Annotated in this window: 4 protein-coding genes; 3 read left to right on the top strand and 1 reads right to left on the bottom strand. The window is 57.3% G+C overall.

Annotated features, from left to right (window positions below; translation table 11 throughout):
• Positions 1-153 precede the first annotated feature (153 nt).
• Positions 154-1,653, bottom strand: coding sequence for an aminoacyl-histidine dipeptidase (locus P0O24_RS12355; RefSeq protein WP_316970054.1), 1,500 nt, complete (start codon positions 1,651-1,653; stop codon positions 154-156).
• A 56-nt stretch (positions 1,654-1,709) separates the two neighbouring features.
• Here P0O24_RS12355 and P0O24_RS12350 point away from each other — a divergent pair, with 56 nt between their 5' ends.
• The 3 genes from P0O24_RS12350 to P0O24_RS12340 all read left to right on the top strand — a co-directional run.
• Complete coding sequence (locus P0O24_RS12350; protein WP_316970053.1) at positions 1,710-2,018, top strand: hypothetical protein; 309 nt, start codon at positions 1,710-1,712, stop codon at positions 2,016-2,018.
• A 278-nt stretch (positions 2,019-2,296) separates the two neighbouring features.
• Positions 2,297-2,482: an MM0924 family protein gene (locus P0O24_RS12345; RefSeq protein WP_316970052.1), complete on the top strand. Its 186-nt coding sequence runs from the start codon at positions 2,297-2,299 to the stop codon at positions 2,480-2,482.
• Positions 2,483-2,712: 230 nt separating this feature from the next.
• Positions 2,713-2,956, top strand: a 244-nt coding sequence (locus tag P0O24_RS12340; RefSeq protein ID WP_316970051.1) for a helix-turn-helix domain-containing protein, incomplete at its 3' end; no start/stop codon positions are given.

Here is a 2,956-nt window from a genome sequence, read left to right as displayed (position 1 = left end):
TTCGCTTGTGTCCGCTGTGGTTTCTCTGGCCCTGCTGACACCGTCGCAGCTCGAAACATAGCTGCAAGGGTGGCTGTCAACCTGCCCATCGTGGCCCGATTTTTTGTGGAGCCGCAAGCCCCCAATATACTGGCGAGCATCATGCCCGCCAATTCATTGGCGGGTAGTTGACTTGTCTGAGTTCGGCCCTTCCATCCCCGATATCTTCTCCAGCGCCGCCAGGACGAACCGATAGAACTCCTCCACCGCCGAGATCTTCACCCTCTCGTTCGGAGAGTGGGGATGCTCGATCGTCGTCCCCAACGATACCATCTCCATCTGCGGAAACTTCTCCCCGATGATCCCTATCTCCAGGCCCGCGTGAATCGACTTAACCTCCGGCTCTCGGCCGAAGAGGTCTTTGTGGGCGGCCTTGCAGGCTGCGAGGAGCTTTGAGTCGAGCTTCGGACGCCTCCCCGGATACCTGTCCCCCCTCTCGACCTTGGCTCCCGCAAGCCTAGCCACCGCCCGGATCCTCCCCGTCGTAATCTTGAGGCCGACCACCGACGAGGACCGGGAAGCCAGCTGAAAGAATACGTGATCCTCCTCGGTGAAGACGACCGAGAGGTTCGTGGAGGTCTCGACGAGCTCTGGGATGTCATGGCTCCAGCGGATGATCCCGTTTGGAAGAGCTCTGATCAGGCTGATGGCCCGCATTGAGTCCTCCAGGGACGCCGCCCTCCCCGGAACTTCCAGGGGCCTGATCTCCACCGCGAGGCCCGGGTCCACCTTACTGTACTCCTCCAGCAGGGAGCATTCAGCCGCTTCCACCAGGGAGCAGAACTCCTCCCCCCGTTCCCGGGGCAAGACGACGTGAGCCTCCGCCTCCCGGGGGATGGCGTTGTGCTTGTCCCCGCCCCTGATGGAGGCGAGGCTGAGGGGGACTTTTTCCCCCGCCTCCCAGAGGAGAAATCCCAAAAGCTTGATGGCGTTTCCCCTCTCCAGGCTGATGTCGACGCCGGAGTGGCCTCCCTTGAGGCCCTTGAGGACCACCTCGAAGGCCGCCGCCTCCCCCTGGTCAGGACGGACCCATCGGATGGGGAGGCGGAGGTGAGAGTTCTCGCCGCCGGCGCACCCCACGTAGATGGCGTGGGGGTCTTCTGTGTCCAGGTTGATCAGCATCTTTGCCCCGATCTCTTCCTCCAATAGCCCCCTCGCCCCGGACATCCCATCCTCCTCGTCAACGGTGAAGAGGAGCTCCAGAGGTCCGTGGACCGCTTCGGGGTCCTCCAGGACGGCTAGAGCCGCCGCGACCCCGATCCCGTTGTCGGCCCCCAGGGTGGTGCCCCTCGCCGAAACCCAGCCGTCCTCGACGACCGCCTCGATGGGATCCTTCGAGAAGTCGTGGTCGAGGTCCTTGTTCTTCTCGCAGACCATGTCCAGGTGAGATTGGAGGAGGACAGTTGGAGCATTCTCCCTTCCGGGGGTGGCGGCCTTTCTCACCACCACGTTTCCGGCCCCGTCCACTTTGCAGTCGAGCCAGAGTCGTCTTGCTGCGGAGACGACGTACTCCGCCGCCAGTCCCTCATGCTTGGAGCACCGGGGGATCTTCCTTATTTCATTGAAATGACCCCAGAGAAGCCGGGGCTCTATGCTGCCTAGATCGTTTCCCATCCTCTCACCCTCTCCATTTTTGTACAAAAACGCGACTATAGATAAATGGTGATCGGATGAATCGGATGACGCTTGCGGTCGACGACCCCCTCAAAGTCGGGGATGCGACCCTCATACCCGTGGTCGAGGTATTTTCATTCTCGAAAGTTCAGGGCGAGAGGGCGGCCTTTGCCGCTAGAAAGAGGGCGAAGGCCGTGGTCGCCCTCGGACCCTGGGGCGCCGTCGCCCTGGACGTCTCAGGAGAGGCCCTCTCCCTAAGGGAGCTTCTGGACCGGGTTCCGGATCTTGAGGTGAGGATGGCAGAGGTGGAGAGGTCCATCTGCCCGGGGAGGAGAAGCACAGATGAGGTGAGCCGGAAAAAATGACGGTTATTAGGGTCCGGGGACGATCCCCAAAAGGGGGCAGGCCGAGCTCTTCCTGTTGTAGCGGCCAACTCATCCACCATCTGCTCTAAACTCGAATTGACTTGACGAAAGATTTTCGGATCAACAACCCTGGTTGATCCGAATCAAAATCATTTAATCAAGTTGATTTAAATTTTGGATTGATTTTTCTGATTTTAAGGCCGATTTTGAGGTTAACCACAAATTATATCTAGTTTAAAGCCCTATTATAGCTAAAAAGCTCCTTTGAGGTGAGGAAATTGATGGACAAATTCATATCCGAACATCTCTACAACAAGGACGTAGAGGTCTACTTCGGCGGGGACGGAAACCAGCGCCTCCGGGGCAGGGTCGTCGGCTCTGCCGACGGTGTCTTGGTCCTGGAGAACGGTGGAAGGAGAGACTACGTGAACATCGAGAAGGTGATAGCGGCCTGGGAGGTCTGACCTCCAGGGCCCCTCGATCCGTATCTTGATCCTCCTTCTTGATCCTCCTATTGCTCTCCTTTACCGCCCTCTTTTTTCCGTCCGTTCCAGCTGCTCATCCCCCTTCTCCATATCGGTTTATAGAGGCGGGGTGCAGGGGTAGAGAAAAACCCGGTCTTCAGGCCGGGGATGAATCGTACCCCGCCTTAAGCTATGAATCTTTAAATACTATAGCAGCATAAGTGAGTATAATGCTTAAAGCCTTCAAATATAGGATCTATCCGACAAAAGCACAGCGGTCTAAGATGGAACAGACCTTGGAGCTGTGCAGATGGACCTATAACGAGACTTTGGCATATCGGAAAAATTCTTTCGAACAAGAAGGCAAATCCATATCTAAGTATGAGACTCACAACTTGCTGCCAGAGTGGAAGAAAAACAAACCAGAGCTGAAGGAGGTATTCTCTCAGACCCTCCAGAACGTCCAAGAACGGG

Source organism: Candidatus Methanocrinis alkalitolerans (genome assembly GCF_029167205.1).
GTDB lineage: Archaea > Halobacteriota > Methanosarcinia > Methanotrichales > Methanotrichaceae > Methanocrinis > Methanocrinis alkalitolerans.
The sequence above is the reverse complement of the archived record's forward strand: the minus strand, read 5'-3'. Positions and strand labels throughout refer to the sequence as shown.